18 protein-coding genes are annotated in these 23,291 nt (G+C 51.4%); 15 read left to right on the top strand and 3 right to left on the bottom strand.

Annotated features, from left to right (window positions below; translation table 11 throughout):
- The first annotated feature begins 15 nt into the window (after positions 1-15).
- The 3 genes from AC53GJ_RS19155 to AC53GJ_RS19145 are packed head-to-tail and all read left to right on the top strand — an operon-like array spanning position 16 to position 5,710.
- A complete protein-coding gene (locus AC53GJ_RS19155; protein WP_496729996.1) occupies positions 16-1,527 on the top strand; it encodes a tryptophan halogenase family protein in 1,512 nt (503 codons plus the stop codon).
- 17 nt (positions 1,528-1,544) lie between these two features.
- Positions 1,545-3,020 carry a glycoside hydrolase family 30 protein gene (locus tag AC53GJ_RS19150; RefSeq protein ID WP_496729995.1) on the top strand — a complete coding sequence of 492 codons (1,476 nt, stop codon included), beginning with the start codon at positions 1,545-1,547 and terminating at the stop codon, positions 3,018-3,020.
- Between the two features lie 53 nt (positions 3,021-3,073).
- Entirely contained in the window at positions 3,074-5,710 is a 2,637-nt protein-coding gene (locus AC53GJ_RS19145) for a glycoside hydrolase family 3 protein (protein ID WP_496729994.1), read from the top strand.
- 51 nt (positions 5,711-5,761) lie between these two features.
- On the opposite strand, the gene AC53GJ_RS19140 is transcribed toward AC53GJ_RS19145, so the two are convergent.
- Complete coding sequence (locus AC53GJ_RS19140) at positions 5,762-6,763, bottom strand: endonuclease/exonuclease/phosphatase family protein (protein WP_496729993.1); 1,002 nt, start codon at positions 6,761-6,763, stop codon at positions 5,762-5,764.
- Between the two features lie 480 nt (positions 6,764-7,243).
- Between AC53GJ_RS19140 and AC53GJ_RS19135 the strand changes: the two genes are divergently transcribed.
- The 3 genes from AC53GJ_RS19135 to AC53GJ_RS19125 all read left to right on the top strand — a co-directional run bounded on the left by AC53GJ_RS19135 (position 7,244) and on the right by AC53GJ_RS19125 (position 9,592).
- Positions 7,244-7,738 (top strand): hypothetical protein, encoded by a 495-nt coding sequence (locus AC53GJ_RS19135; protein ID WP_496729992.1) that lies wholly within the window; start codon positions 7,244-7,246, stop codon positions 7,736-7,738.
- Complete coding sequence (locus AC53GJ_RS19130) at positions 7,732-8,058, top strand: hypothetical protein (RefSeq protein WP_496729991.1); 327 nt, start codon at positions 7,732-7,734, stop codon at positions 8,056-8,058. Before AC53GJ_RS19135 ends, AC53GJ_RS19130 begins: the two co-directional genes overlap by 7 nt.
- A gap of 343 nt (positions 8,059-8,401) precedes the next feature.
- Positions 8,402-9,592: an HD-GYP domain-containing protein gene (locus AC53GJ_RS19125; protein ID WP_496729990.1), complete on the top strand. Its 1,191-nt coding sequence runs from the start codon at positions 8,402-8,404 to the stop codon at positions 9,590-9,592.
- A gap of 127 nt (positions 9,593-9,719) precedes the next feature.
- On the opposite strand, the gene AC53GJ_RS19120 is transcribed toward AC53GJ_RS19125, so the two are convergent.
- The gene (locus AC53GJ_RS19120; protein ID WP_496729989.1) at positions 9,720-10,931 is read right to left on the bottom strand and encodes an EAL and HDOD domain-containing protein; all 1,212 of its coding nucleotides are present in this window, start codon (positions 10,929-10,931) and stop codon (positions 9,720-9,722) included.
- Between the two features lie 237 nt (positions 10,932-11,168).
- On the opposite strand from AC53GJ_RS19120, the gene rpoH reads away from it, so the two are divergent.
- Complete coding sequence (gene rpoH / locus AC53GJ_RS19115; RefSeq protein WP_496729988.1) at positions 11,169-12,029, top strand: RNA polymerase sigma factor RpoH; 861 nt, start codon at positions 11,169-11,171, stop codon at positions 12,027-12,029.
- Between the two features lie 131 nt (positions 12,030-12,160).
- Here rpoH and AC53GJ_RS19110 read toward each other — a convergent pair whose 3' ends face one another.
- Complete coding sequence (locus AC53GJ_RS19110) at positions 12,161-14,344, bottom strand: M3 family metallopeptidase (protein ID WP_496729987.1); 2,184 nt, start codon at positions 14,342-14,344, stop codon at positions 12,161-12,163.
- 196 nt (positions 14,345-14,540) lie between these two features.
- On the opposite strand from AC53GJ_RS19110, the gene AC53GJ_RS19105 reads away from it, so the two are divergent.
- The 8 genes from AC53GJ_RS19105 to AC53GJ_RS19070 all read left to right on the top strand — a co-directional run bounded on the left by AC53GJ_RS19105 (position 14,541) and on the right by AC53GJ_RS19070 (position 23,129).
- On the top strand, positions 14,541-15,278 hold the full coding sequence (locus tag AC53GJ_RS19105) for a transporter substrate-binding domain-containing protein (protein ID WP_496729986.1): 738 nt from the start codon (positions 14,541-14,543) through the stop codon (positions 15,276-15,278).
- Between the two features lie 11 nt (positions 15,279-15,289).
- Positions 15,290-15,730, top strand: coding sequence for a GNAT family N-acetyltransferase (locus AC53GJ_RS19100; RefSeq protein WP_496729985.1), 441 nt, complete (start codon positions 15,290-15,292; stop codon positions 15,728-15,730).
- Between the two features lie 53 nt (positions 15,731-15,783).
- Positions 15,784-18,372, top strand: a complete 2,589-nt coding sequence (locus tag AC53GJ_RS19095; protein ID WP_496729984.1) for an EAL domain-containing protein — start codon at positions 15,784-15,786, stop codon at positions 18,370-18,372.
- A gap of 99 nt (positions 18,373-18,471) precedes the next feature.
- Complete coding sequence (prlC, locus tag AC53GJ_RS19090) at positions 18,472-20,517, top strand: oligopeptidase A (RefSeq protein WP_496729983.1); 2,046 nt, start codon at positions 18,472-18,474, stop codon at positions 20,515-20,517.
- Between the two features lie 42 nt (positions 20,518-20,559).
- Entirely contained in the window at positions 20,560-21,042 is a 483-nt protein-coding gene (locus AC53GJ_RS19085) for a hypothetical protein (RefSeq protein ID WP_496729982.1), read from the top strand.
- Positions 21,043-21,113: 71 nt separating this feature from the next.
- Complete coding sequence (locus AC53GJ_RS19080; protein ID WP_496729981.1) at positions 21,114-21,833, top strand: DNA-3-methyladenine glycosylase I; 720 nt, start codon at positions 21,114-21,116, stop codon at positions 21,831-21,833.
- Positions 21,833-22,615: a class I SAM-dependent methyltransferase gene (locus AC53GJ_RS19075; protein ID WP_496729980.1), complete on the top strand. Its 783-nt coding sequence runs from the start codon at positions 21,833-21,835 to the stop codon at positions 22,613-22,615. Before AC53GJ_RS19080 ends, AC53GJ_RS19075 begins: the two co-directional genes overlap by 1 nt.
- 19 nt (positions 22,616-22,634) lie before the next feature.
- Positions 22,635-23,129 carry a peroxiredoxin gene (locus AC53GJ_RS19070; protein ID WP_496729979.1) on the top strand — a complete coding sequence of 165 codons (495 nt, stop codon included), beginning with the start codon at positions 22,635-22,637 and terminating at the stop codon, positions 23,127-23,129.
- Positions 23,130-23,291: the final 162 nt, after the last annotated feature.

Below are 23,291 nucleotides of genomic sequence, written 5' to 3'. Positions count from 1 at the left end.
CAGCGGAGCGGCGGCATGGTTGAAGCAATCAACAGGATTGTCATTGTCGGCGGTGGTTCCTCCGGCTGGATGAGCGCGGCGTTGTTGTCGAGTTTAACCGGCCGCCAGTTCCACATTGTGCTGGTGGAATCGGCGGATATTGGCACTGTCGGCGTCGGTGAGGCCACCATCCCGGCGATCAAAGTCTTTAACCAGTTGTGTGGCATTGCTGAAGCGGATTTTATCCGCGACACCAAAGCCACCTTTAAACTGGGCATTGAATTTGCCAACTGGGGTCAGCGTGATGAGCAGTATTTTCATGCCTTTGGTGCGCTGGGCCGGCAATGGGAATGGCTGAGTTTTTATCAATATTGGTTGCGCGCGCGTGCGCTGGGTCAGGTATTGCCGTTTGAACAGTATTGTGTCGCCGCCAAAATGGCCGAGCAGTATAAATTTATGCCGGCCGATAGCAGTAAGCCGAAGTCACCTTTGGCTGAAATTGCCTATGCCTATCACTTTGATGCCGGTTTATATGCCGCCATGTTACGCCGCCACAGTGAAAGCCGTGGCGTCGAGCGGCTGGAAGGCACCATCACCGAAGTCACGCGTCATGCTGTGTCTGGTCATATCGACAGTCTGGTGCTGGCTGACGGCAGGCGAGTGCAAGGGGATTTATTTCTCGATTGCTCCGGCTTAAAGGCTTTGCTGATTGAACAGACCTTGCAGACCGGCTTTGACGACTGGAGTCATTGGCTGCCTGCCGATCGGGCCTGGGCTGTGCCTTCTGCCGTGATGGACAGGCTACCGCCTTTTACCCGCTCGACCGCCCATGCTTTTGGCTGGCAGTGGCGGATCCCGTTGCAGCACCGCACCGGCAATGGTCTGGTGTTTGCGTCGGCCTTTGGCAGCGAGCAGCAGGCGCTCGATACCTTGTTGACTCAGTTGCCGACCCCCGCCCTGGCTGATGCCCGTTTGATCCGCTTTCGTACCGGTAAACGCAAAAAAATGTGGCAAGGCAATTGTGTCGCCATAGGTCTGGCCAGTGGTTTTCTCGAACCGCTGGAATCGACCAGTCTGCACCTGGTGCAAACTGCCATTACCCGGCTGATCAGTCTGTTTCCGGATCGCAGTTTTGCCCAAAGCAATATTGATCACTACAACCTGCAAGCGGACGAAGAAATGTGCCGGATCCGCGATTTTATCATCGCGCATTATGCGGTGACGCGGCGCGATGACAGCGAATTCTGGCGTTATTGTCAGCAAATGCAGCTACCGGACAGTCTGCAGCAAAAATTGCAGATTTTCCAAAGTCATGGCCGGGTGCATCGGGTGGCCGACGAGTTATTCCGCGAAGACAGCTGGGTGCAGGTCTTGCTGGGGCAGGGTTTGTGGCCCCGAAGCTATGATCCGCTGACCGAATTGAAATCAACGGCAGAACTGACGGAGTTTTTACAATCGACCGCCAGTGTGATTGCCCATTGTGTTGAGTTGATGCCGACACAGCAGGCGTTTTTGTCCACTTTAATGCGCGATAACAGCGCGCGCTGAACCAACAAGGTAAATTTATGCAGAGGTTATGGCAATACTGGTGCCCTGTAGCGCTGGTTTTGGCGCTGGCGCTGGCGCTGGCGGCGCAGCCAGCGTCAGCGGCAGTCAACAGCAATGGCGTGGCGGCGGCAAAACCACTGGCGCTGTGGCTGACCAGCGCCGATCAGCAACAGTTATTGCAGACAGAATCAGCAACAGTACTGCAAGCCTATCAAGCGGATGCGCCGCAGATCCAGCTCGATAGCAGCGAGCGTTATCAGCAGATGGATGGCTTTGGCTACACTCTGACCGGTGGCAGTGCTATTCATCTGATGCAGATGTCTGAAGCGGCGCGCGGCAGTTTATTACGCGAGTTATTCAGCACTGACCAGGCCGCGCTTGCTGCGGGCAGTATAGGGGTCAGTTATTTACGGGTTAGTCTCGGCGCTTCAGATCTGGATCCGGATCCCTTTAGTTATGCCGATCTGCCAGCCGGCCAAACTGACGTCAGTCTGCAAAGTTTTAGCCTGAAGCGGGATGAGGCCTACCTTATTCCGCTGCTAAAAGAGATTTTACAATTGCAGCCTGGCTTAAAAATTCTGGCCAGTCCCTGGTCACCACCGGCCTGGATGAAAACCAATCAGAGCACAGTCGGCGGTGAATTACTGGAGCAGTATTATCCGGTGTATGCCAATTATTTTGTGAAATACATTAAAGGTATGCAGCAGCATGGCATCCGGATTGATGCGGTAACAGTGCAGAACGAGCCACTGAATGATCGCAACAATCCCAGTTTGCTGATGCACGCCTGGGATCAGGCTGCTTTTGTGAAACAGCATTTGGGCCCTGCCTTTAAAGCCGCCGGCATCCAGAGCAAAATTATTATTTATGACCACAACCCGGATCACGTCGAATATCCGCTGGCGGTGTTGAATGACGCCGCCGCCAAAGCTTTTATTGATGGCACCGCCTTTCATTTATACAACGGCAGTATCAACGAACTGGCCAAATTAAAAGCAGCCCATCCGGATAAACATATTTATTTTACCGAACAATGGGTGGGCGCTAAATCCGACTTTGGCGGCACTTTGCTGTGGCATGTCGAGCAGTTATTAATTGGTGCCAGCCGTAACTTTGCCCGCAATGTACTGGAGTGGAATCTGGCGGCGGATGCTCAGAACCAGCCTTACACCAAGGGCGGCTGTTATCAATGTCTGGGCGCTTTGACTATCACTGGCGATCAGGTGCAGCGCAACGTGGCTTATTACGTCATTGCCCATGCCGGTAAAGCCGTGCCAGCGGGGTCGTACCGGATCGCTGCCAGTCAGCCGGCTCCGCTACAGACAGTGGCGTTTTTACGACCGGATGGCCAACGTGCTTTGCTGGTGCTGAATCAAACCAGCAGCAGCCAGAGTTTTAATCTGGTGCCAACGGCAGGCCAGCAAGCTGCTACCACCTTCAGTTACCGCATTCCGGCGCAAAGTGTGCTGACCTTGCTATTAGCAGCGGACTGAACCGTCGCACTGCGATTTAGCGGTATATTTTATTGTTTTTAAAAGGAATTCTGATGTCACACTCGAAAAACCAGCGCTGGCAGTTGCCAGCGCCCAAACCATTGGCACTGTTGATCATGGCCGCCCTGCTGGCCAGTTGTGGTCAGCCAGCCACACCTAAGCAGGCGACCGCTCAGACCTTAGAGCAAACTCAGGCCGCATCTGCCGGGCAGGCCAGCCCTGTTGCAGCAAAAGCGTCGCGCGATCTGACCTTATGGCCCAGCATCAAACCGCCACTCGGGGTGGATGCAGCATTAGAGCAACGGATCAGTGATCTACTGGCTGCAATGACGACGGCACAAAAAGTAGCCCAGGTGATCCAGCCGGATATCCGCTGGCTGACACCGGCTGAGATGCGACAGTATGGCTTTGGTTCTTTTTTAAATGGCGGTGGCGCTTATCCACAAAATAACAAACAGGCCACAGCCGCAGACTGGCTGGCACTTGCACAGCAATATTATTTGGCGGCAGTCGATGCCAGTCTGGATGGCAGCAGTATTCCGCCTTTATGGGGCACAGATGCGGTGCATGGCCATAACAATGTCTATGGCGCGACCATATTTCCACACAATATCGGTCTGGGCGCCGCCAATGATCCGCAACTGGTGCAGGCGATAGGCGCAGCCACGGCGCGTGAAGTGGCTGCGACCGGTATCAACTGGATGTTCGCACCGACTGTGGCGGTGGCGCGGGATGATCGCTGGGGTCGCAGTTATGAAAGTTACTCTGAAGATCCCACCATAGTGCAGCAACTGGGTGCCGCCCTGGTGCGGGGTATTCAGGGCAACGTCGGCAGCTCGATGCTGGCACCGGGTCAGCTACTGGCCACCGCCAAACATTACCTCGGTGATGGCGGCACTTTGCATGGCAAAGATCAGGGCAATAATGAACTGACCGAAGCTGAGCTGGTGAAATGGCATGCCAAGGGCTATTTCAGTACCCTGCAAGCTGGCGTGCAGACAGTGATGGCGTCTTTTAACAGCTGGCAGGGCGAGAAAATGCATGGTCATCATTACCTGCTGACCGAAGTCCTGAAAGGCCGGCTGGGTTTTGACGGCATTGTGGTCGGTGACTGGAATGGACATGGCCAGCTACCTGGTTGCAGTAATCACAACTGCGCTGCCGCTTTTAATGCCGGTGTTGATATTCTGATGGTACCGGAAGACTGGAAATTGTTGTATCAGACCATGCTGGTGCAAGTGCAGGATAGCACTATCAATCCGCAGCGGCTGGATGATGCGGTACGGCGCATTTTGCGGGTGAAGATCCGCAGTGGTTTATTTGATCGCGGTGCTCCGGCTGAAGCTGCACTGGCTGGCAAGCAGCAGATTATTGGCCAGGCCGAACATCAGGCATTGGCGGCACAGGCGGTTCGGGCCTCGCTGGTGCTGCTGAAAAATAACCGGCAGTTGTTGCCATTAGCACCGAAACAGCGGGTGCTGGTGGCGGGCGATGGCGCCGATAATATCGGTAAACAAAGCGGCGGCTGGACCTTAAGCTGGCAGGGCACTGGCAATCAAAACAGTGACTTCCCGCATGGCCAGTCCATTTATGCCGGTATTGCCCGCCAGGTCAGTGCTGCCGGCGGTGAAGTCAGTCTGGCGGTGGATGGCCATTATCAGCAAAAACCTGATGTCGCTATTGTGGTGATTGGCGAAAATCCCTATGCCGAATTTGATGGTGATGTGAAAAGTCTGGATTATCAGGCTGGCAAAAATACCGATCAGCAGCTGTTGCAGCGGCTGAAACAGGATGGCATTCCGGTGGTGACAGTGTTTTTATCCGGTCGGCCGCTGTGGGTGAACCCGGAGCTGAACCGCTCTGATGCTTTTGTGGCGGCCTGGTTGCCGGGCACTGCCGGTCAGGCGGTGGCGGAGCTGTTATTCCGGCGGCCGGATGGCAGTATTCAGCATGATTTTAGCGGGAAGCTGCCATTCTCCTGGCCACAACGGCCTGATTCTGAGCCACTGAATCAGGGCGATGCCGGCTACGATCCGTTATTTGCGCTGGGTTATGGCCTGAGTTATCGCCAGCAACAACGGGATGCCACTGAACTGCCGGATACGCTGTCGGAACAAACCGCAGCGCTGCAGTTACACAATGACAGTCTGAGTTTATTTGAACGCCGGGCTGCGGCTGGTTTTAGTCTGTTGTTACAGGATGCAACCGGCGCCACTGAAGTCAGTGGTAATAAAGCCCAAAGTCCGGATGGCAGCCTGACGCTGACCGCTGTGAACTGGCAAAAACAGGAAGATGCCTTACAACTGCGCTGGGCTGCTGGTTCCAATGCCAAATTGTTGTTGCAGGCGCAAACGCCGCTGGATGGCAGTGGTTATGGTCAGCTGGTGCTGGATGTGAAATTTGCTGCAGTGCCCACAGCTCCGTTATGGTTGGGCTTAGGTTGTGCTTCAGGCTGTGGTGCTGAGATTGATCTGACGCCGATACTGGCGGGTAAAGCCAGCCAGCAATTTCATAAACTGGTGCTGGATTTACGTTGTTTTGCCGATAAAGGCGCGGCGCAGAATCATCTGACGCAGCCGTTTATTTTACATACCGCTGGCCAGAGCGCGAGTGCTGAGCTGACCCTGGCGAACATCCGTTATGCGCCTGCGACTGCGACGGCCGATCTGGCCTGTGACGCTGCGCCTTAAGTGATGACGGCAGACCTTATGCGAGGTTGCATCTGGTCTGTCGGTTTGTGGTTATGGCTGAGTCAGTTGAAAATCGACAATCACCGGATCGTGATCGGATGGAAACAAACCCTGATCACGCCGTTGTTCAATCCAGTGCCGTTCGACCTTGAGCGGACCGCGTACAAAGACAAAATCAATTTTGCCAACACCTTTGGCATTATCCTGGCCAAAGCCATTAAAAGTACTGAGATTGTGCTGATCTTTTGGCTGCGAAGCCGCGGCATCCTGCAACTGGCTGTTCAGCAACTGATAAGCCGGATGTTGTGAGGTGAGATTCAAATCACCCGCCAACAACAGCGGCAGTGAGGCAGGTAACTGCGCAGCCTGACGCAGGATCAGCGCTGCACTCTGGCGGCGGGATTCATCACTTTGATGATCAAAATGAGTATTCAGCAGGTAAAATTCCCGGTCCTTGTGGGCGGTGCCGGGATCTGAGATTGTCGCTGCTAACTGGCGAAAACGCGTCAGGGTCAGGGTGCGGTTCAGTTGTGCACCCCAGCCATTCGACACTTGCTGCGGTGTGGGTGACAGCCATAAGGTCTGCGCCTGCAATAACGCCAGCTTACTGTGGCGATACAAGACCGCGGTCGCTTCCCCCTGCTGCTTGCCATCATCCCGTCCCACACCATACCAGCGATATTCCGGTAATAATCGACTCAGCTCGGTGATTTGAAAATGCTCTGCTTCCTGCAATGCAATCAGATCCGGTTGTAGTAGCTTTAACTGATGCGACAGTAAAAATTTACGGGTATCCCAGTGATGCGGGCTGCCAACAGGTTCACAATAACCACAACGGATATTGTAACTGATCAAACGCAGTGACGGCTCCGCGCTGCTGTGGTTAGCACTTTGATCTGTCTTCTCAGCCAAGGCTGGTGGCGTTAGCAGCGTTAAGCAGAGCAAAGCTATCACTGGCAGGCACCGCTTGAAGGCCGCAGTCAAAGGCAATTGAGTGGCGTTTGGGCTGACCGGAAACAGGCGGCTGATATAGGGTTGATGAGACGCTGGCATGCAAAGTCCTCTGAGCTGGAAATCCTGTTGCTACCATACACCAGCGGTTTGCTGACCGGCTGCCAGAACCGACCAATGGCGGTTGGCTGTGGTTTAGTTGCCGCCGTCGCGCTGGCGTATTGGCTGGCGGTTTTTTATAAAACCAGATATCAAATGTTTGTCAGTTTTTTACCTTAACTTTACAGGTACATTTGTCGCTAGATCTATTAACATAACCTGGAGAGTGGAATGCAACGCAATGATGCGTTTTTTCAGCCAGATGGTGCTGAAGTGTCAGCGTCAGCAGGAACGACAACAGTGTTATCAGGGCGAGAGTTGCTGACTGTCGCTGCTGGAGCCTCCGATGTCGCAAGTATATCGGTGGAAGCGCAGATGTCGACTACGCTAGGTGGAGGTTGGGGCACTGAGCGGCCTCACCCGCCGATAGCTGGCTCCGACTTGGATTGAACAAAAGTCCCAGGTGATCAGAAGAGGTGCAGTTTGGATTCTTTTATTTTTGAAGTGGCTGAGTATTTATGGGTATTGTGCATCCTCGCATTACTGCTTTCTCTGACTTGGCCTGCGCTAAAATCGGCCCGCTTAACAGTGCTGATCTGGGTGATTTCCAACATGATTCAGGATCGGATAGTGCCGTTATTGATTGCACTGGAGTCGACCTATGCGCAAGTGATTTGGGTGATTTGGTATCCATGTTGGATGCTGCTGCAAATTGGCACCCTGGCACTGATTTGGCACATCCACCATAAGTTTGATTGGACAGTGGAAAAAATCAGTCAGTTCCTCTGTTTAAGTTTATTAATGAATTCGTTGTTACAGTTTGCCCGTTTTACCGACCGTGTGCTGCTGGAAAGCAATTTGCTGGCTGAAGTGTATAAATTTGGCATTCCGGCGTTCAATCTTGCAGCCATTGGTGCAGTGCTTATTTGGTCGGTCACAGGCTTTATTTACGCAAAAAGAGGAATAGCCAAATGCTGACTGGCTTATTTATTTTCATGTTGTTATTACTCGGTTACGGTTTTTTTGTTTACCGTGCCTTGAGTAGTAAAAATGACGTGGTTGCGGCTGTGGAAAAAGAAGTGGCCACTGAGATGGAAAGGCGCTCGCATCAGCTTTGTTTGCAGGCATACGACATGCAGGGCGTTGCGCATTATTGGCAACGCAGCAAAATGGATGAAGAATTTCAGGATAATCTTCATCTGTATATGGAAGATTATCAGGCTGCCGTTGCCGAAAGATTAAAGCAAAAAAACATTCGTGGTTTAACCGCTTACGGCTTTATTCAGTTAAAGGAGTAAGCGGACGCAATGGCAGCGGTTTTATCCTGTATTCAATCACTTCCTCAATAGTCGACTGTCTGTGAGGACTGCCGCTTCGGCAAACTGTCGCATCGTTGCGTTGAAAGTTCCATTCAAACCATTGCTGGTTTCATCATGCCTACCTTAAGTGTGCTCTTTCTCCGCACAGCAGCCATGATTAGCCTGAGAATGACAATCACTGCGGAGCCGCAAGTTAGGCCGCCAACATTGCACCTGCCTGGCTTGGTTAGCAGCCTGGGCTATACAGCCTGACAGCTGCTGTCTACACTGCTGTTTTGTGGTACTGTCTGTGAACTTCCCAGCTAACCTGTGAGCGAATGCAATGAGCCAGCTGAATCTGAATCGCCCTGATGAATTACAACGTGATTGCGTCGATGATTTTTTTGAAGATTTTCGCGACGCCTACGAACAATGTGAAAGCACGCTGATTGAACTGGAGCAGCATCCACAACAACCTGAGTTGCTGCATGGTATTTTTCGGGTGGTGCACACCATCAAAGGCAACCTTGGCTTTATCGGCTTATTTTCATTAATCCCGTTACTGCAAAGTTTGGAAGATGTACTGGATGATATCCGCAAAGGCCACATGGCTTATGATAGTGCGCTTTGCGATGTGATCCAACTGACGATGGATCTCACCCAGCAGTGGGTCGAAGTCAGTATCGCCCAAGAAGCTAAACCGCTCAGTCCGGCCAGTATGCAGCAAATTTGCCAGCGCCTGAGCGGCCTGACCAGTGCCGATGAACGTTCACGGGATGTCCGGATCCGGCAGGTGCTGCATTTGTTGGATCCAGCGCATCCGCAAGGGCTGGTCATCACTGAAGAAAGATTGCCTGATGCGGTGACGACCACCGCCAGCCTTGTCGTGGAAACAGGGGAGTCTTCTGCCATTGCCGCCTGCCGTCGTTTGTTGCAGCATTATGGTATCCGGATGGATGCAGATTTGGAGTTTTTTATTCAATTGATCCCGGCACTGGAGCAACGTCATCCGCGCTGGCAGGGCCGGACGGCCCGACAGTTATTTCTGGCGTTGGAAATGAATCGGTTGGCCGGTAAAAAAGTAGACACTGTGCAATTGGCGGTCGCGGTGATGTTACATGATCTAGGTATGTCGTTTCTGCCACTGAAAATGCTGGATGCACAGGGGCTGGCCGATCCGACCCAACTGAGCGTGTGGCAACGTCATGCCGAAATGGGCGCTAGTCTGGTGGCCAGCAGTCCACGCTGGCAAGACGCAGCTGCGATGATCTGGCAACATCATGAACATCATGACGGTAGTGGTTTTCCGGATGGCTTGGATGGTCCGGATCTGAGTGAAGGGGCCAAACTGCTGCTGATCGCCGACGAGTTTGATAACAAGGCCAACGATGGCGACAGTCCGGAGCAACGCAAAAGAGCCCTGATGCGGGCGTTACTGGACATCAACAGTGGTGCTGGCAGTAAATTTGACCCTTATTGGGTCGGTATGCTCAGTGAAGTGATTAAATTGCACAAACAACATTATCAGCGTTGAGTGCTGCGGTCATTTGCGCTTTGTTCCAACGATTTATCCAAGGAGTTGCAGATGCCATCGACTGCCAGCATTTGTTTCACCAGCCTGACCAGCCAGGATATATGCATATTTTGACGATCCGGCCTTGTTACCCCTGCAATAAACCTTCAGCCCAGGTCACTGCCTGCAGGTAGATGGGACTCAGATCCTGTGGCTGACGTAACACCTGCTGACTCAGCTGTTGTTGCAGCAGCCAGTCGGCTTGTTCAAAAGCTTTTGCTAATTCCAGATACTGGCCAAGCTGACCTGCTTGTAATAACAAGGCTTGTTTGATTGCCGGTAATATCGGCAAATCATCCAACAAGGGGGCCAGTGGCTGTTCCAGTAACGCATCAACCAGCGAAAACAAACCAGTCAGAAAGGCCGATGGAGGATTGGTGGTGTCCTGGTTCAGTTCGGCCAGTTGATCACAGAATCTGGCCCGGACAATCGACATTTTCAGCAGTTCACTGCCATTGTCTTCACTCAGATTGGCCAATGCTAACAAGGCAATAAACTTTTTCAGTTCAGCTTCACCCATATAAATCATGGCGTGTTTCAGTGAGCCTATCGGTTTGTCTCTGGCAAAACTGGCGCTGTTAACAAAGCGCAGCAATTTATACGACAGCCCCAGATCGCGTTCGACAATAGACGACAGCTTTTCAAAATTCAGCTCATGGTTACTGGCTTCGGCAATCAGCAGTAACAGATTTAATTTACTACTGGCGATTTTTTTGTGTTTCAGCATTTCCGGTCGGGCGAAAAAATAGCCCTGAAATAACTGGAAGCCTAACTGGCGCAATTTTTCGAATTCGTCGGCCGTTTCGACTTTTTCGGCCAGTAACGTTACCGGATGGTGGCGGATCCTTGAGATGTACTTACTGATTTGCAGCAGATTAAATTGCCGGACATCCACTTTGATAATGCTGATGTAGGGCAGAAAAATATCCCACTTGGCTTCAAAATCATGATCGTCCAGTGCCAGTCTGTACCCCATTCGGTGTAATTCACGGCAGGCGGTCAGCAATTCACTGCTGATGGGCACAGTCTCCAGGATCTCAATCACCATACTTTTTGCATCGATCGAGGTCGGGAAATGGTGGATCAGGGTATCGGCCGAAAAGTTAATAAAGGCCTGATGACCGCCGGTAATTTTTTCTACTCCCATCAGTAGATGGTGTTCGGTGATCAATTTAGACGTTGCTTCGTCGGCATTGATATCCGGAAAACTGTTGGCAACACCGTCGCGAAACAGCAGTTCATACCCAACCAGATTTTTACTGGCATCCAGAATGGGTTGTCGCGCCATATAACAATACATACTACTTCTCCCACAGCTTCAGGATTAAGGCGAAGAACCGAAGAAAGTAAGTTGCTCGGATGTCCTGACTTCGACTTTGAGCATATCGTAATTTTTTCTGACACTTTATGCTTTGATATTATGAAAAAGAAGTTTTTATAATATTCAGGTCTTAAAAACGGCGGAACTTACCTTAGCACTCTCCGTCAAAGAGTGCTAATATGGTTTCACTTTGATACCGAGCAGGAGCATTTTTGAATGACCAAAGCAGCCCAACTCACGACTTTATCTGTAGCCGCCAGCGGAAGCCTTGAAGCTTATACCCATGCCGTCAGCAGCATTCAGATGTTGTCAGCAGAAGAGGAAAGAGCTTTAGCTGAACGGTTACAACAGCACGGTGATCTGGAAGCAGCCCGTCAGCTGATTATGTCGCATTTACGTTTTGTGGTGCATATTGCCCGCAGTTACTCCGGCTATGGCTTACCTATTGGTGACTTAGTACAGGAAGGCAATATCGGCCTGATGAAAGCGGTAAAGCGTTTTGATCCAACCGTCGGCGTGCGTTTAGTGTCTTTTGCCGTGCATTGGATCAAAGCCGAAATTCATGAATTTGTGTTAAAGAACTGGCGTATTGTGAAAGTGGCAACCACCAAAGCACAGCGCAAGTTGTTCTTTAATCTGAGAAAGTCGAAGAAAAACCTCGGCTGGTTCAGCCAGGAAGAAGTGAAAAACGTGGCTGAGTCTTTAGGCGTGCCTGAATACGAAGTGCGGGAAATGGAATCGCGGATGAGTAATCACGATATGCCATTTGATGCGCAGGATGATGACGAAGAAAGCGCTTATAATGCCCCGGTGTTTTATCTGCAGGATAAATCTTCTGATTTGGCGAATAATTTTGAAGAAGATCAATCTGAAGGTGCTGCGGTCGAACGTTTACAAGCAGCAGTACGCACGCTGGATGAGCGCAGCCAGGACATTATCCGTGCCCGCTGGCTGGATCAGCAGAAGCTGACTTTACAAGAGCTGGCTGACCGCTATCAGGTGTCGGCAGAGCGGGTGCGTCAGCTGGAAAAAAATGCCATGAAAAAGCTGCATGCCGCCATGGTCGATGCCGCTTAAGCTGGGTGTTTAGCCATGTGCAAATAAAAACAATGCCGCTCTAGAGCGGCATTGTTGTTTTTGCGTGCTATCAACCACCACCTGGCTGGGGTCTTGGTCAACCGATCATTGATACCGGTTGACCCTGCAGGTTATTGCACGTTGGTTTTTAAACCACGACGGATTAACAGTGCATCTGTGGTTGGTTCCTGACCACGGAAGTTTTTGTAAGCATCCATCGGTGGTAAGGTGTTACCAACAGACAGGATATGCTTACGGTAGTTCTGACCATTTTCCAGTTTCAACCCCCCTTGCGTTTGTACATAGGCAAAGGCGTCTGCTGCCAGAATTTCCGACCACATGTAAGCGTAGTAGCTGGCTGAATAACCGCCGCCCATTGAGTGGCTGAAATAAGTCGACTTGTAACGTGGTGGCACTGCGGCAATATCAACACCGTGTTTTTTCAGTGCGGCAGCTTCAAATTTTTCGACGTCTTGTAAAGGCGCATCGGCTTTTAACGCATGCCATTCCATATCCACTAAAGCGGCAGATAAATATTCCAGTGTATCAAAACCCTGGTTGAAGCTGCGGGATTTCATGATTTTCGCCAGCAGTTCAGCCGGGATAGCTTCGCCAGTTTTGTAGTGTTTGGCGTAGTTGGCGATGACTTCCGGATAAGCTGCCCAGTCTTCCTGGAAGGTTGACGGGAATTCAACGAAGTCACGCGATACTGAAGTACCTGCCAGCGTTGGATATTTCACGTTGGAGAAAATACCGTGCAGACCATGGCCCAGTTCATGGAACATAGTCGTAACATTGTCATAGCTGACCAGGGTAGGTTCGCCAGCCGGACCTTTTGGAATGTTCATCACGTTGACGACCACTGGTTTAGTGCCGTTTAAGCCGCTTTGATCAACAAAAGAGCTCATCCAGGCACCACCACGTTTGCCTTCGCGGGCAAAATAGTCAGCGTAGAAAATTGCAATGCTGGAACCATCGGCATCAAAGACTTCATAAGCTTCAACATCCGGGTGGTACACCGGTAAATCAGCGCGTTTTTTGAAGCTGATGCCAAACAGTTTGTTCATGGTGTAGAACACGCCGTCATGCAGTACGCGGTTAAATTCGAAGTATTGTTTAACTTCGTTTTCATCCAGGTCGTATTTGGCTTTACGCACTTTCTCGGCGTAGAACTCCCAGTCCCATGGCTGCAGTTCAAAATCACCGCCAGTGGATTTAATCATTTCCTGAATGGCTGCGGCTTCCAGTTTAGTGTTGGCAACCACGGCCGGCACCATGCTGCCTAACATATCCATCACGGCCTGTGGTTTTTTCGCCATGGCAGTTTCTAACTGATAATCAGCCCAGCTGTCAAAACCTAACAGTTTGGCGCGCTCAGCACGGATTTGCGCTAACCGGGCCACCAGTGGCCGGTTGTCGGTTTCACCTTTGGTACCACGGTAAGCGGAAGCTTCCCAGATCTGTTTGCGCAGTTCGCGGTTTTCCAGCACGGCCAGCACCGGCTGACGGGTGGTGTTGGTCAGTTCAATGATAAACTTGCCTTCTTTGCCGGCTGCTTTCGCGCCTTCGGCTGCAGCTTGAATTTCTGCATCAGACATGCCAGCCAGCTGCTCTTTGCTGTCGACAAAAATCGCGATTTCTTTGGTGATCTTCAGCAGGTTCTGTCCAAAGTTATTGGTCAGCTTAGAGTTTTCTTCATTTAATGCACGGATTTTGGTTTTTTGTTCTTCCGTCAGTAAGGCGCCGGCACGGACAAAACGATCGTAATAAACCTCAACCAGCCGCACAGCTTCTGCATCCAGATTCAGGTTGGCGCGGTTGTCGTAAATCGCTTTCACCCTGGCGAACAGAGTTGGATTTAAATTGATATTATCGCTGTGTGCCGCCAGTTTTGGTGACATCGCGGTTTGAATTTTCAGAATTTCATCATTGCTGATTGTGCCGGTCATGTTGTAAAACACTGAGCTGGCGCGCTTTAATAAATCACCACTTTGCTCCATGGCCACAATGGTATTTTCGAAAGTGGCAGCATCAGGGTGATTGGCAATTTTTTCAATTTCAGCGGCATGTTCGGCAATACCTTGTTCCATTGCAGGCTGATAATGTTCAACTTTAATTTTGTCGAATTCAGGCGCATGGTATTGCAGCGGACTTGGCGTCAATAATGGGTTTGTGGCGGTCACAGCAGGGGCTGACTCCGTTGTTGTTGCCGCAGGCTGAGCCGTTTGTTCTGCCTGAGCTGGCGCTTTGTTATCAGTACAGGCGGACAGCGCCAGCACTGCGGCGACTGCAGTCGCCATCATAGTTTTTTTCATATTATCTATTCCTTTAAGGGTAAAGAGGAGCTGTGATATCACAGCAAAACTAGCCGAGTATGCCAAACCAAAGCCTGCTGTCACCAGCTTTTTCAGCAGAAAGCGGCTCAGGCGCGTTAAATCGTCGGCAATCGTAACCATGTGACGCAAAATTCAACCATACTGGTCGACATGAACTGGTTGGCGGGACAAGCAGATGAAGGTCAGGCTGTTGTGCTTTGGCTGTTTTTTAATGCTCTGTAGCCTGTTGGTGCAAGCTGCCCCTGTGATTCGGGTGGTGACTATTTTACAGATCAAGCCGGATCACCCCACTGTGCTGATGCTGCAGCAGGCATACCGGCAGTTGGGTCTGGAGATGCGACTGGATTTGATGCCGATAGATAGAGCGACATTGGAACTCAATCGGGGTGTACTGGTCGATGCGACTTTGGTTGCTGCTCAGAGTTTTGCCAAGCTAAACCCGAAGTTAATAAAAGTCCCGGTCCCCATTTATCAGTTGGAATTGCGGGTGTTCAGCAGTGATCCGATACTCAGGATCCAAAGCTGGCAAGACTTACGGCCTTATCAAGTGATGTTCTTGCAGGGGATGACCAGCGTGGAACTGCGGTTGCAACAGCATCAGGTACAAGAGCAATTCGAGGTGTTATCTATGGGTCAGGCGCTGCAACGACTGGCACTGGGCAGAAATCAACTGGCGGTATTACCAAAAGCTGAAGCAGAGGCTATGCTCAGTGAGCTGAGGTTAGAAAAGGTTTTTATGGCGGCAGAGCCGTTGGAAGTGATGCCCGCCTACCATTATTTGCATCCAAAGCATCAACATCTGGTTGCTCCGCTGACTCAAGTGTTGTCCCGGTTGACCGGAATAGCAGCTGAAGCAGAGCACACTACAGATATTGACAATGGTCCATTGCCAAATCATCCAAGCCATCAATAAAGAGGGAATTTATGTACAGTATGACCGAAGTGCAGTTGTCCAATCCGGCCTTGCTGGAGTTGTTTTGTGCTTTATCTGATGCGCTTGGTAAAACAGGGCAGGATGAATTGGCCAGTGGCCTGGCAGGCACGGATCTGTTAGTGGCTGTAGTGGCCTGGCATGACGGCAAAGCCGTTGGTTGTGGCTTGCTAAGACGGGAAGACGGGCAACGGGCTGAGATCCGTCGGATGTACTCAACAGCGCCTGGTGTTGGCAGTGCGGTGTTAACTTATCTGGAACACTATGCCCGGCAGCAGGATTTTAACAGCGTGCTGGCGGCGGTTCGTATTATCAATAGTAAAGCGGTGAATTTTTTTCTGCATAAAAGCTTTAAAAAATGTGGCGGTTATGGCAAATACAGGTACAGTTCCCAAGTGATTTGTCTGGAAAAACTGTTGGAGCCGCGTGCGTAAGATGAACTGCTGTGAGCTGAAGTTGCGATCAGATGGTCACTGAGTCTGCCTTTTTGGCTAAATTGCGAGTCTGGTTGCGCCAGCCACTGTGGAAACTTGGTATTGGTCTGTGGTGCGCTGTGGTACTGGCGCTGTGCTGGGCTGGACTGCAGGTCTTTAGCAGCGCAGAACCACAGCCCAGGGCATGGCAAATCTGGCAGTTGCAAGACCCGGCAGTGCAAACTGCGGCCCAGGCGCTGCAACAACCCGCTGAGCGTTGGCAGCCTTACATTCACCATCAACCTATCCGGCATGCGGCGGCGGATGGGGTCTGGTTAAAATTGGCGTTGCAACCACAAGCCGATTATCTGTTACATATTGCCCCTTCCTGGCTTGATGAGCTGCAGTTTTACCAGTTTGATGGCCAGGGTCAGTTGTTGCAACAGTGGCAGACCGGCGACAGTCGCCCTTTTGCCAGCCGACCTGTGCTGGCTGCCAACTGGCTGTTGCCACTGGCGAGCCCTTGCGGTGACACTTCTTGCCAGTTGCTGTTGTATCTGCGCGATCCGCAGCCGTTGCAGTTGACGCTGAGTTACCAACCGCAGGATCTCCGCTGGCAACAACAGCTGCAACTGGGGCTGGCCTTGCTGTGCGGTCTGTTGTTATTCGCGGCTTTGCTGGCGGCCTTGCTCGGCTTGGTGACGGCCAGGGCCTGGTACGGCTGGGTGACGATACTGCTGCTGGCGTTATTGGGTTTGGTGCTGGATCGGACCGGTACAGGATTTCAGTGGTTGTGGCCAACCAATCCAGGCATGAACAATTGGATAGCATTGGCCGTACCAATACTGGGGTTTAGTAGTTGTGGTTTGCTCAGGGGTTATTTGCAACTAAAGGAACATAGCTTTACCGACAAGTGTTTACTGACTCTGCAAGCTCTGGCAGTGGTTTGGAGCTGTGCTTTAGTCTGGTGGTTATGGTTACCGGCGGCGGGCTGGCAACACCAGTTCAGTGATAGTGGCGGATATCTGCTGTTACTGACGATGATGGCTGCAATGCTGGCAGGTGCACGGCAACTGCGTCAGCAACCGAGCCGGACCTTAGTGGTGTTGTTGCCATTAGCATTGTTGCTTGCTGCCGCAGTTTGTCTGCTGTGGCCTGTCAGTCTGGCGACTTTACCGCCGCTCGGGTTGATGCCCGCAGCGCTTTGCGCCACAGTAGCGGCAATGCTGTTAGTGAGTGGTCTGTTCACGCAGTTGTATCTGAAAAAGCTAAGTCTGAGCCGGGTGCAGCAGCAATTGTTACATCGCAATCAGCAACTGGCGGCATTACAGCAGCAGGAATTGCTGCGTAGCCGGATAGCGCCTTTTTATCAATTGGGTTCAAGGCTGGCGCTGATGGAATTATTGACTGCTCAGTTAGCGCAACCGCAAGTCAAGTATCGGTTGTTGCTGATTGAGTTTCAGCAATTTGATCAGTTAGAAGCGGTATTGGGCCGACATAAAACCAGCGAGTTATTGCTGCCATATCTGCTGGAATTACATACCTTGTGTCAGCAGCATAGTCCGGCAGTGGTGAGTCTGGGAGCTGCACCTTACCAAACTTTGTATGCACTGAGTCCCGCCCGGTTGGCGTTATTGTTACAAAGTGACGATTTTATCGCTGTGTTCAGTAAAATCCGCACTTTGTTGGCGCAAAAACTGAGTTTAGATAGCTTAGCACCTGATTTTAAACCACGTTTTGCATCAGTTGCCGTCGATGCAGCTCTGGCGACTGATGCGGAAGATTTGCTGGCACATGGCTTACTGGCATTAAACTGTGTTGATCAGGCGCAAGGTTATCTAAGCTACCAGCCACAACTGGCGGCACAAAGCCGACAGCGGTTGGCACTGATCACCGATTTAGCCAGAGCCGTGGCGCTCAAACAACTGCATTTATATTTCCAGCCGGTACAGGATCTGTCGAGTCAGCGCATTGTGGCATTGGAAGCGTTGCTGCGTTGGCAGCATCCCAGCCATGGTGCCGTATCGCCGGCAGTGTTTATTCCGCTGGCGGAAGAGACCGGCTTGATCCACAGTCTGACCCGCTGGGTCTATCTGCAGGTACGGCAAACGCAGGATCTGCTGCTGCAACAAGGCCAGCAGTTGCAAATTGCTTTTAACCTGTCTGGCTGCGATTTGGAACACCACCGGCTCATTAGCAGTATTTTGAAAAATGAACAGCAGTACCCAAGCGGACAGAAGGTGAAATTTGAATTGACCGAAAGTGCGTTGCAACGCGATTCAGTTGCTGCCGGTCAATCGCTGGCGCTGCTGCACAAAAGCGGTGCTTTGTTGGTAATGGATGATTTTGGCGCCGGGCAATCAATGTTAACCAAGCTGGCGGCGCTGAAGGTGCATGAAATAAAAATTGATATGACGCTGCTGAAGATGCTTGGCACCCAGCGGGAGATGGTGTTGGCTGCGACTATCCGGTTGGCCAAGAGCATGGCAATGCGGGTGATTTGCGAAGGGGTGGAATCGCAACAACAATATGACTTTCTGATGTTACACAATGTAGATGCGGTGCAGGGCTATTTTATTGCCCGGCCTATGCCGTTGCCGCAATTGCGCAGTTGGCTGGCAAATACCGGCACCGCTGCTGACCGGGCAACGGCGTCGTCCTGAACTTTTTCATCTGGTGTGCGCTCTATTGCTTGAGAAAAAATAATTCGGCCCCAACATCCAGCAGATTGATGTCAGGTCCTGACCCTTTCGGAGTTCATTATGCCCAATCTACTGGCCAGTTTTACTGGTTTACCACCTTTCTCTTCGATAACCCCACCAATGATCAAGCCTGCGGTGGAAGCTGCGCTGGTAGCTTGTCGGCAAGCAGTGGACGCTGCAGTGGCGGTGACTCCTGTCAGTTGGCACAGTCTGGAGACCAGCACCGAAGAAAGTGCCGATCATTTAAGCCGGCTCTGGTCGCCGGTATCTCATCTCAATTCGGTGCTGTCTTCTGCTGAATTACGCGAAGCATACGAAAGTTGTTTACCCTTATTGTCAGATCACAGTACCTGGCTTGGTCAGCACGAAGGTTTATATCAGGCTTACCTGACACTGAGTCAAAGCGCTGAATATGCCAACCTGACGGCCGCTCAGCAAAAAGTAATTCAAAATACTTTACGTGATTTTAAATTGTCCGGAATTGGTTTGTCGGAGCAAAAAAAGCAACGTTATGGCGAGATCCAAAGCCGGTTGTCAGATTTGAGCTCGACTTTTTCTAACAACACGCTGGATGCCACCCAAAGCTGGTTTAAGCATATTACCGATGCAAGCTTACTGGCCGGGATCCCGCCAGATGATCAACTGGCCGCTGCTGAAGCGGCGCAAAGCCGGGATTTAACCGGCTGGGTTTTTACGCTGGAATTTCCAAGTTATTCGGCAGTGCTGACATATGCCGATGACGCGGCGCTTCGACAAGAAATGTATCAGGCCTATTGCACCCGAGCTTCTGAGCAAGGACCTACCGCCGGCCAGTTTGATAACAGTGCAGTGATTGAAGAAACGCTGGCGCTGAAACATGAGTTAGCGCTATTGCTGGATTTTAACAATGCTGCCGAAGAGTCGCTGGCGACTAAAATGGCGGAAAGTCCGGCTCAGGTGCTGGATTTTCTGACTGACTTAGCGCAAAGAGCTAAACCGCAGGCACAGCAAGATTTAGCCGAGCTAACAGCATTTGCCGCCGAACTGACTGGTTCAGATCAGTTGCAGGCCTGGGATGTTGGTTATTACTCTGAAAAGCTGAAAATGGCGAAATACGCTATTTCTGATGAACTGTTACGGCCTTATTTCCCGGAGCCAACCGTCGTCGCTGGTTTGTTCAGTGTGCTGCAGAAAGTATTTGGCGTCGTGGTCAGTCAGCGCAGCGGGGTGGATGTCTGGCATCCGGATGTGAAGTTTTATGATATCCATGATGCCACTGGTGAATTGCGGGGTAGTTTTTATCTGGATTTATATGCCAGAGCAAAAAAACGCGGTGGCGCCTGGATGGATGACTGTCAGGGCCGCCGGGTCAAAGCCGATGGCAGTCTGCAGCGGCCAGTGGCTTATCTGACCTGCAATTTTAATAAGCCGCTGGCTGGCAAACCTGCTCTGTTTACCCATGATGAAGTCATTACTTTATTCCATGAATTTGGTCATGGTCTGCATCATATGCTGACCAAGGTTGATGCCAGTGCCGTCGCCGGTATTAACGGCGTACCCTGGGATGCGGTGGAGCTGCCGAGTCAGTTTATGGAAAATTGGTGTTGGGCACCGGAAGCTTTGGCCATTATTTCCGGCCATTATGAAACTGGCGCCGCTTTACCACAGGATTTACTGGATAAAATGCTGGCGGCGAAAAACTTCCAGTCGGCACTGTTTTTAGTTCGCCAACTCGAGTTGGCGCTGTTTGATTTCCGCCTGCATGCCGGTTACCAGCCAGCGCTGGGCGGCCGGGTGCAACAAGTGCTGGATCAGGTGCGGGCCGAAGTTTCTGTGTTGATCCCGCCAAGTTTTAACCGCTTCCAGCATAGCTTCAGTCATATTTTTGCCGGTGGTTACAGTGCAGGTTATTACAGTTATCTGTGGGCCGAAGTGTTATCCGCCGATGCTTTTGGTCGGTTTGAAGAAGAAGGGGTATTTAATGCCCAGACTGGCGCCGATTTCCTGCACTGTATTTTAGAACGGGGTGGTAGTGCTGAACCTATGGAGCTGTTTAAAGCTTTCCGTGGGCGTGAGCCGTCAAATCAGGCATTATTACGGCATATGGGCATCCAGGTCGCAGCTTAGGCTGCTGGCTATTTCTGACTTTGTTTGATTGGAGTAAGGGTGATGACAAAAACGCTGAGTTCAATGGCTTGTGCTTTACTACTGACGACAACTGTGGCGGCTTGTCAGCCTGCCACAGAACCGCCGCCAGCGCTAGATGCCGAGGCAGCAAGTCCGGCCACCACGAGCAACAACGGAGGGAGTATGAATAGTCAGAATGCCAGCGCTGAACTTCGTCAGTTATATCAGGACATCCAGCAGATGGTTGGCAAGGCCGAGGCCACTGAACTGGCTCAGTGTCGTAAAGTGGGCATTGGCTACCGATCTTGTGGTGGGCCGAATTCGTATCTGGTGTATTCAGTGCTTGGACTGGACGAAGCGACGTTATTGCAAAAAGTCAGCCGCTATAATGCCCTTAGCCAGGCTGAGTCAGAACGGCTGGGGTTGATGTCGACCTGCCAGGTGATTGCTGAACCCGCTATCACACTGCTGTCCGGTGTTTGTCAGGCAGTTGAAGCCCAGGCTGACGGCGACATCACCCAATAACGCCGATTATTTTTCGCAGCAAGGCGTCAACTGCCCGGCAGTCACGCTTGCTTTTATTCACGGAACTCGCAATGGCACAGGTTGAACACTTCGACCGGATTTATCAGCGTGCGTTGGCACGCAAAGGCGGCGAACAACAGCTGCAACAACTGCTGGGGCAACCCTATGGTACTGCACAATTATTGGCTTATCAGGATGCCGACTGGCTGAGTGCCATGACCAAAAAAATCTTTCAGAGTGGTTTTGTCTGGCGGGTGGTCGAACAAAAATGGCCAGGCTTTTGTGAGGTGTTTTTTGATTTTGCCATCGAAAAAATTCTGTTGATGCCGGATGAAATGTTGGCCGCCAAAGCGCAAGACCCACGCATTATCCGCAATCTGAATAAAGTGCTGACGATCCGGCACAATGCCATGATGATTGACGAATTATCCCGTCAGCATGGCAGTTTTAGTGCGCTGGTGGCGCAGTGGCCAAGTCAGGATATCATCGGTTTATGGCAGCTATTAAAAAACTCCGGCGCTCGGCTGGGTGGCAATACCGGCCCTTATACGCTCAGGGCCATGGGCAAAGATACCTTTTTATTGTCGCAGGATGTGGAAGCATATTTGCGTGCTTATCAGGTGATTGAGGGCGGCTTAACCAGCAAAACCAGTCTGCAGAAAATTCAGGCCCAGTTTAACCAGTGGCAGCAACAATCCGGTCTGCCGCTGCAGCAGATCAGTCAGATCATTGCGTTTGGCATGGGGGACAATTATGCCGGACTGCAAATGAGTGCAGGTGAAGTCATCTGATGAACAGTCCACTGCACCCTGACAGCGACTGCTGTTACCCATTGTTAGCAAACTCCGGTTTGCCGGCAGAACTAGAACAACAACTGGTGCAACAGTTTGGTTTGCAGCTCTGTGTGCAACCCGATGGCTGGCATTTAAGCTGGCAACAACAGCAACTGGTGTTGAAACATCCGGCGCTGGAAAAACAAAGTGATATTTTGGTCGACTTTGCCAGCGGAGCCGCTACCTACCGGCGAAAGTTTGGTGGTGGTAAAAATGAAGGGATTGCCAAAGCGGTTGGCCTGAGTAAAAAAGCCGGCCTCAGTGTCATCGATGCAACGGCCGGACTTGGGCGGGATGCGCTGGTACTGGCCAGTCTGGGGGCTCAGATGACCTTAGTGGAGCGGCATCCGATGGTTGCAGCTTTACTGTGGGATGGCTTGCGACGGGCGGCACTGGATCCTCAGTTACAAAGCTGGTTACCACAAAGGATGCAATTGCAGTTTCAACCTGCGGCGCAGGCGCTCAGTCAACTGACGGCGCCAGATGTGGTGTATCTGGATCCGATGTTTCCGGCCCGGGAGAAATCGGCGCTGGTGAAAAAAGAAATGCGGGCTTTTCATGAGGTGGTGGGGGCCGATACCGATGCCGATGCACTCTGGGCGCAGGCTTATGCCCTGGCACAAAAACGGGTGGTGGTCAAAAGGCCTGGTTATGCCAGTTATCTGGCCGGTCAGCAGCCAACGATGAGTATTGAAGGTAAAAACAACAGGTTCGATGTCTATGTGAAAGCAGCCATCTAACCTAAAACAGGAGTGACAGATGATTCAAATCGGGGAAAAATTACCGGAGGTCAGTTTTCAGCGGCTGACCGATAATGGTGTGGTCTCTTTGACCAGCAAAGAAATTTTCAGTGGCGAAACTGTGGTGTTATTTGGTCTGCCAGGCGCTTTTACCCCAACCTGCAGCGCTGCCCATTTACCCGGTTATATTGCGCTGGCTGAGCAGTTTTTTCAGCAAGGGGTCGACCGTATTATTTGTACTTCGGTCAATGATGCTTATGTGATGGACGCCTGGGCTAAACAGCAACAAGCAGGTGATTTATTGCTGCTGGCTGATGGTGCCGCCAGTTTTGCCAGCGCTTGTGGTCTGAGTGTCGACAGCGGCGAGTTTGGCGGTGTGCGTTCGATGCGTTATGCCATGATCGTTGAAGACGGTGTGGTGCAATTGCTGCAAGTCGACGCGCCAAAAACCTTTGAGCAGACCAAAGCCGAAGTGCTGTTACAAGCCGTGATTGACTGGCAGGCAGCCCGTTAGTTGTCGATCTGTGATTTGCTTGAACCTGAGGTCAGCAAGTCGTGCTGCTGACCTCAGGTGTTTTTTCATCAAAAGCCTGGATCCGACCATCCCCGCAGTTTTCCTTGTAAGCCTCCTGCCAATATAAAAACAGTTTATTTGTTGTTTTTTTATCCGAAAGAA

The organism is Rheinheimera sp. B2H12 (genome assembly GCF_059620065.1).
This window is presented reverse-complemented; position numbering and strand designations above follow the sequence as displayed.

Coding starts and splice junctions, on each gene's coding strand:
- AC53GJ_RS19070 (WP_496729979.1), top strand. CDS start 22,635: ATGATTCAAATCGGGGAAAAATTACCGGAGGTCAGTTTTCAGCGGCTG.
- AC53GJ_RS19100 (WP_496729985.1), top strand. CDS start 15,290: ATGTACAGTATGACCGAAGTGCAGTTGTCCAATCCGGCCTTGCTGGAG.
- AC53GJ_RS19085 (WP_496729982.1), top strand. CDS start 20,560: ATGACAAAAACGCTGAGTTCAATGGCTTGTGCTTTACTACTGACGACA.
- AC53GJ_RS19080 (WP_496729981.1), top strand. CDS start 21,114: ATGGCACAGGTTGAACACTTCGACCGGATTTATCAGCGTGCGTTGGCA.
- AC53GJ_RS19110 (WP_496729987.1), bottom strand. CDS start 14,344: ATGAAAAAAACTATGATGGCGACTGCAGTCGCCGCAGTGCTGGCGCTG.
- AC53GJ_RS19125 (WP_496729990.1), top strand. CDS start 8,402: ATGAGCCAGCTGAATCTGAATCGCCCTGATGAATTACAACGTGATTGC.
- AC53GJ_RS19120 (WP_496729989.1), bottom strand. CDS start 10,931: ATGTATTGTTATATGGCGCGACAACCCATTCTGGATGCCAGTAAAAAT.
- AC53GJ_RS19145 (WP_496729994.1), top strand. CDS start 3,074: ATGTCACACTCGAAAAACCAGCGCTGGCAGTTGCCAGCGCCCAAACCA.
- AC53GJ_RS19130 (WP_496729991.1), top strand. CDS start 7,732: ATGCTGACTGGCTTATTTATTTTCATGTTGTTATTACTCGGTTACGGT.
- prlC (WP_496729983.1), top strand. CDS start 18,472: ATGCCCAATCTACTGGCCAGTTTTACTGGTTTACCACCTTTCTCTTCG.
- AC53GJ_RS19150 (WP_496729995.1), top strand. CDS start 1,545: ATGCAGAGGTTATGGCAATACTGGTGCCCTGTAGCGCTGGTTTTGGCG.
- AC53GJ_RS19140 (WP_496729993.1), bottom strand. CDS start 6,763: ATGCCAGCGTCTCATCAACCCTATATCAGCCGCCTGTTTCCGGTCAGC.
- AC53GJ_RS19155 (WP_496729996.1), top strand. CDS start 16: ATGGTTGAAGCAATCAACAGGATTGTCATTGTCGGCGGTGGTTCCTCC.
- AC53GJ_RS19075 (WP_496729980.1), top strand. CDS start 21,833: ATGAACAGTCCACTGCACCCTGACAGCGACTGCTGTTACCCATTGTTA.
- AC53GJ_RS19105 (WP_496729986.1), top strand. CDS start 14,541: ATGAAGGTCAGGCTGTTGTGCTTTGGCTGTTTTTTAATGCTCTGTAGC.
- rpoH (WP_496729988.1), top strand. CDS start 11,169: ATGACCAAAGCAGCCCAACTCACGACTTTATCTGTAGCCGCCAGCGGA.